General features: G+C 75.5%; 4 protein-coding genes and 1 pseudogene. 3 read left to right on the top strand and 2 right to left on the bottom strand.

Translation table 11 applies throughout. The features are described 5' to 3' along the window. Positions 1–1,001 (top strand): annotated as a pseudogene (locus WCS02_RS16650) (hypothetical protein); the annotation flags it as partial. A gap of 144 nt (positions 1,002–1,145) precedes the next feature. Then, complete coding sequence (locus WCS02_RS16655; protein WP_340295270.1) at positions 1,146–2,306, top strand: acyltransferase family protein; 1,161 nt, start codon at positions 1,146–1,148, stop codon at positions 2,304–2,306. Between the two features lie 84 nt (positions 2,307–2,390). On the opposite strand, the gene WCS02_RS16660 is transcribed toward WCS02_RS16655, so the two are convergent. Together WCS02_RS16660 and WCS02_RS16665 are read right to left on the bottom strand one after the other, a co-directional pair. Further along, entirely contained in the window at positions 2,391–3,482 is a 1,092-nt protein-coding gene (locus WCS02_RS16660) for a glycosyltransferase (protein WP_340295272.1), read from the bottom strand. Between the two features lies 1 nt (position 3,483). Further along, the gene (locus WCS02_RS16665) at positions 3,484–4,503 is read right to left on the bottom strand and encodes a glycosyltransferase family protein (protein WP_340295274.1); all 1,020 of its coding nucleotides are present in this window, start codon (positions 4,501–4,503) and stop codon (positions 3,484–3,486) included. 114 nt (positions 4,504–4,617) lie between these two features. Here WCS02_RS16665 and WCS02_RS16670 point away from each other — a divergent pair, with 114 nt between their 5' ends. Beyond that, positions 4,618–5,625: a glycosyltransferase gene (locus WCS02_RS16670; RefSeq protein ID WP_340295275.1), complete on the top strand. Its 1,008-nt coding sequence runs from the start codon at positions 4,618–4,620 to the stop codon at positions 5,623–5,625. Positions 5,626–5,639 lie beyond the last annotated feature (14 nt).

The raw sequence follows: 5,639 nt of genomic DNA on the forward strand, positions 1-5,639 counted from the left end.
CCCCGGAGCTCCCCCAGGCCCCCGTCGCCGCACCAGGTCCCCCGGCCGCACCGGTCACCCCCGCCGACCCCGCCGCCTGGCCGGAGCCGGTGGAGACCGACCCCGTCCTCGCCGCCGCGACCGCCGAGGACTTCCTGCGCCCGGCGGCCCCCGTGGCCGGTGCGCGCACCTCGCTGCCCCTGCCCCGCGCCTCGTGGACGGCGCCCGTCCTCACCGACCCCTACGTGTGGCGGCCGAGCGCGACGGACCGGGTGCTCAAGAACGTCGGCGACCGCGACGTCCTCGTCGTGTGGCCGGAGACGCCGCTCGACGTCAACGGCGGCTTCCAGATCAACGGCGGCGGCGACATCGTCAGCATCGGCGGGGTCATCCAGCCCTCGCGCCGCTACTTCGAGCCGATGACCCCCGCCCCGAACAACAACCGGTGCCTGTACATCGGCGGGTCCACCGAGCAGAAGGCGCCGCGGACGATCCACATCGAGGGCCTGCACTGCGCCGGCCCGAACGTGTGGGAGGGCATCAACATCGACTCCAAGGGGGAGCGCGGCAGCCTCACGGTGCAGATGCGCGACGTGCGCATCGACCGCGTGAACGTCGACCTGCCCGGCGGCGTGGGCAACCACTACGGCGGCGACGCGCTCCAGACGTGGAACGGCCCGCACCGGCTGCTCCTCGACGGGTTCACCGCCAAGGACCTGCACTACCAGGGCCTGTTCCTGCAGCCGTACGCCTTCGGCAGCGGCGCGCTCGGGCAGTGGGAGCTGCGCAACGTCCAGCTCCAGGCGGCCGGCACCGGCTCCGCCTACCTGCTCTGGCTGGCGGACAGCAGCAGCACGCCGCTGTCCTACGGGGTCGAGGGCATGTTCGTGCAGCCGTCCCCGGGCGACACCCGCAAGTACACGATCTGGCACAGCACGACCGACTTCACCCAGGCGGTCATCGGCGCCCCGGCGGAGGACCTGGTCGGCTACGAGGACGTGGGGGTCTACGCCGGACGGTGACGGCCGCCCCCCGGTGGGGTCATGTCCCTGCCGCGGGCGCCCCCGGCTCGGTAGCCTCGACGCAGGCGCCGAGGGGGTCGCGCAGCCACCGCACCGCCCGCGGAGCACCGCGGACGGTGCTCAGACCCGGAGGGACGGCGTGCGATGAGCGGCACCACGGGGGCGCCCGCCCCGCCCCAGCACCCCCAGGGCTTCGACGTCCTGCGCATCGTCGCCGCGTCGATGGTCGTCGTCTCCCACGCGTTCCTGCTGCCCGACGGCAGCGAGCCGGTGGTGCTCCCGCTGGGCGACTTCGGCTTCAACCTGGGCCGGCTCGGGGTCATCGTCTTCTTCGTCGTCAGCGGCTACCTGGTCTGCGGCAGCTGGCTGTCCGACCCCCGCCCGCGCGCCTTCGCCGAGAAGCGCGCCCGGCGGATCATGCCCGGCCTGGTCGTCATGCTCCTGCTCGTCACGTTCGTGCTGGGCCCGCTGCTGAGCACCGCCCCGGACTACCTGCGCCAGCCGGGCACGTACGCCTACCTGCTGCGCAACCTGCTGGTGTTCCCCTACTCCTACGACCTGCCCGGGGTCTTCGAGGACAACCCGGTGACGGCGGTCAACGGCGTGCTGTGGACCCTCGGCGTCGAGGTCACGGCGTACGCCGCGCTCGTCGTGGCCGGCCTGCTGGGCTGGCTCCGGCGCCCCGCCGTGCTCCTGGCGGTCACCGTCGTCCTCGCCGTGGTCGGCTGGCGCCTGCCGCACGACACCATCGGCGACGGCCTGCTCGTGCCCGTGGCGCTGCGCGTGGAGTTCGTCGCGTACTTCTTCGCCGCCGCCACCGTGCGCTCGCTGGGGTGGCGGCCGGGCGCCCGGAGCGCGCTCGCGGCCGCCGGCGTGGTCGCGCTGCTCGTGCTCACGCAGGCCCCGCTGTCGGTGCTGCTCGTGCCCGCCGGGACCGTCCTCGTGCTCTACGTCGGCACCCGCGCCTGGCCGGCCGCGCGCCCGGTGACGCGCCTCGGCGACCCGAGCTACGGCACGTACATCTACGGCTTCGTCCTGCAGCAGGTGCTCGTGGGGCCGCTCGGCCTCGGCGACCTGCCGGTGTGGCAGCTGGCGGCGGTGTCGCTCGTGCTGTGCCTGGGCATCGGGTACCTGTCGTGGCACCTGGTGGAGAAGCGGTTCCTGCGACGCCGGACGCCCACGGTCCAGGCGGCCAGGACGGCGGAGGAGGCCGGCACACCCGGGCAGGGGACGCCGGAGGACCAGGGCAGGCCCGAGGGGGACCACCGCCCCGTCGGGACCCGCACGGACCCCGCCGCAGGCTGACCCGCGCGCTCGTCACGGGCCGGCCGGTGCAGGCCAGGGCGGCACCGGGCCCGACGGCCCGGTCAGGCCGTCAGGCCATGGCCCTCAGGCGGCGAGGGGGACGGTGCGGTCGCCGACGGTGTCCGCCACGACCTCGCGCATGCGCTGGGCGAAGCTGGCCTGGCTGAAGCGGCCGGCGTGCCGGCGCACCGCGTCCCGGTCGAGGTCCGGCATGGTCCGCAGGGTCGCGGCGACGGCCGACGCCTCGGGCGCCTCGATGAAGACCCCGCTCACGCCCTCGTCGGTGGAGTCCAGGTACCCGCCGGCGCGCAGCACGGCGACCGGGGTGCCGAAGGCGTTCGCCTCGATCGGCGTCAGGCCGAAGTCCTCGTAGGACACCGCGACCAGGGCGCGGGCGTTGGCGTACAGCCACCGCAGCTGCGCGTCGGAGACGACGCCGAGCCAGCGGGCGTGCGCGTCCTCCTGCTCCCCGGAGGGGGCGGAGCCGACCACGGCGAGGGTGGCATCGCCGAGCAGGCCGACCCCGTCGATGACGGCGCGGACGTTCTTGTACCCGCGGCCGCGGCCGACGGTGAGGAAGAAGCCGGGCTCCAGGCCCTCGACCGGGTCCTGCGGGCCGTCGACGTCGATGCTCACCGGCGGGTGGACGATCGTGGCCGGCCGGTCGTAGACCCGCTCGATCCGGGCCGCGACGCTGGAGGAGTTGGCGACGTAGGTGTCGACCCGCGAGGCGGCCCGGCGGTCCCAGCTCTCCAGGCGCGCGCGCAGCGGGGCGGTGAGCGCGCGCTGCCACGCCCGGGGCAGGTAGTCCTCGGTCTGGTAGAGCCAGCGCGCCGGGTTGTGGCAGTAGGCCACGAGCGCGCAGCCGTCGGGCACGCCCACGCCGTGGGCCCAGCCCGAGGTGCTCGCGACGACGACGTCGGCGTCGGCCACGCTCGTGCGGTCCCACGCCTGGGCGAGGAACGGCAGCGCCGCGCGGGGGTCCTTGCGGACCAGGGGCCAGCGCTGCAGCGGGCCGGTGGCGATCTCGCGGTCGCGGAAGCCAGGGAACGACAGCTCGGGCTCGTACACGCTGGTCACGAACGGGGCGCCGGGGAACGCGTCGCCGAGGGCCAGGGCGACGCGCTCGGCGCCGCCGCGCTGGGTGAGGTAGTCGTGGGCGATGACGGTCCGCATGTCAGGCTCCCTGGGGGGTCGGCACGGGCAGGGCGAGGGCGGTGCGCATGGCGTCGAGCTGGTCGTCCCAGCGCTCGGCCTGGACGGAGAGGGCCTGCTCCGCCCGGTCGGCGGCGGCAGCGGGGTCGTCGGAGAGGGCCTCACGGACCCCATCGGCCAGCGCCGCCGCCTCGTTACCGCGGTGGCGGGCGAGGGGGAAGACCTCGCGCAGCGTGGGCCAGTCGCTGACGACGAGCGCCCGCCGGGCGTACACGGCCTCGTAGGCCGCACGCATCACCGAGGTGGGCTCGGTGGTCAGCGCGAGGACCACGTCGGACTGCTCGAGGCGGGCCCGGTAGGCCTGCTGGTCGAGGAAGCCGGTGAACACGACGTTGGAGGGGGCGGCCTCGACCATGCCGGCCGGGGCGCGGTCGACGTCGCCGGTGACCAGCACGTCGACGTCGGGCAGCAGCGCGGCGGCCGCGACGACCTCGGCCACGGGCTCGTCGGAGGAGAAGACGCCGACGAACAAGACCTGCGGGCGCTCCGACCGCACCGCGGGGGCCACCTGCCAGGCCGGCGGCGCCTCGTGGACGACGAGCCCGCGAGCACCCCAGCGCTGCACCTCGGCCACCCAGCTGCTCGTGGTGACCATGACCCCGGACGAGCGGCGGCCGAGCCAGCGGGTGATGCCCAGGGTCCGGGCCGCGACCGCGTTGCCCTTGACCCCGAAGGAGCTGGTGTGGCTGTCCAGGAGGAACCGGGCGCCGGTGAGCCGCGCGTAGGCAGCGACCACGAGACCCGGCACCACGGGCGGGTTGACGACGACCACGGCCCGCGGGCGCAGCCGGACCAGCGCGGCGGCCGTCAGCAGCACGCTCACCGCGTAGCGGACGAGCACGAGGCGACGCGCGGCCAGGGCGCCGGGGTACACGTGGACCGCGCGGCCACCGAGGGCGTAGGCCATCTCCTCGGCACGACCACCGTGACGCTGCCACGTGACGTGGCAGAAGGGGGTCGTGCTGGGTGACGGTCGTCGCACGGGTGTCGCTCCTCGATAAGGTCGGGGGGTGACGACTGCGCTGACGACACGTGGGCAGGGCCATCGTACCCGTCTCGTGGTACCCGTCCACCCCCGCGACGAACTGTCCCTCGGATGAGCGACGCCCCCGGCACCCCGTCCAGCGCGTCCGCCCGGACCCCGTCCGGCCAGGCCGCGGCGGCGGGCTCGGCCCGCCCCGGCGGCCGACCCGCCTTCGTCGCCACCACCGGCGGCCACCTGGTCCAGCTGACCCACCTGGCCCGGCTGCTCGAGCCCGCGCGCCACGAGCAGGGCCTCTGGATCACCCACCGCACCCCGCAGAGCGAGAGCATGATGGCCGGGCGCGACGTGCGCTTCGTGCCGTTCGTGCACGCCCGCCGCGTCCACGAGGTCCTCCTGGGCACCCCGCGCCTGCTGGCGATGCTGCGCCGCGAGGGCGTCGACACCGTCTACAGCACCGGGGCGGCCGTGTCGCTCGCCGCCCTGCCGCTGGCCCCGCTGGTCCGCACCCGGCCGGTGTTCGTCGAGAGCCTGGCCCGGGCGGACGGGCCGTCGATGGCCGGCAAGGTCCACCAGCGCCTGCCGTGGGTGCAGCGCTACACCCAGTACCCCGCCAACGCCGGGCCGCGCTGGCGCCACGAGTTCAGCCTGCTCGACACCTTCGCCCTGGCCGAGCCGGTGCCCACGACGCCCCGCCGGGTGCTGGTCAGCGTCGGCACCGCCCGCCCCTGGGGGTTCGAGCGGATGCTGCGGCGGGTGCTGGAGGTGCTGCCCCCGGGCGCCGACGTGCTGTGGCAGACCGGCGTCACGAGCACCGCGGGCCTGGAGCTGCCGGGGACCGTCGTGGCGAGCATGTCCGACGAGGAGTTCCGCACCGAGATCGACCGCGCCGACGTCGTCGTCTCCCACGCCGGTGTCGGCACCTTCGTCCGCTGCCTCGAGGCCGGCAAGGCGCCCGTGCTCGTCCCCCGGCGCGCCGCCCACGGCGAGCACGTCGACGACCACCAGCTGCAGATCGCCGGGGTGGCCGCCGCGCGCGGCCTCGCGGTGGTCCGGGAGGCCGACGAGCTCGCCCCCGACGACCTGCTCGCCGCCGCCGCGCTGCGCGTGGTGCCCGCGTGAGCGCCGCCGAGGTG

The sequence above is a fragment of the Aquipuribacter hungaricus genome, from assembly GCF_037860755.1.
Lineage (GTDB): Bacteria > Actinomycetota > Actinomycetes > Actinomycetales > JBBAYJ01 > Aquipuribacter > Aquipuribacter hungaricus.

Bases quoted from the DNA above. Each gene is read 5' to 3' on its own strand.
- WCS02_RS16655 (WP_340295270.1), top strand. From the start codon at position 1,146: ATGAGCGGCACCACGGGGGCGCCCGCCCCGCCCCAGCACCCCCAGGGC.
- WCS02_RS16660 (WP_340295272.1), bottom strand. From the start codon at position 3,482: ATGCGGACCGTCATCGCCCACGACTACCTCACCCAGCGCGGCGGCGCC.
- WCS02_RS16670 (WP_340295275.1), top strand. From the start codon at position 4,618: ATGAGCGACGCCCCCGGCACCCCGTCCAGCGCGTCCGCCCGGACCCCG.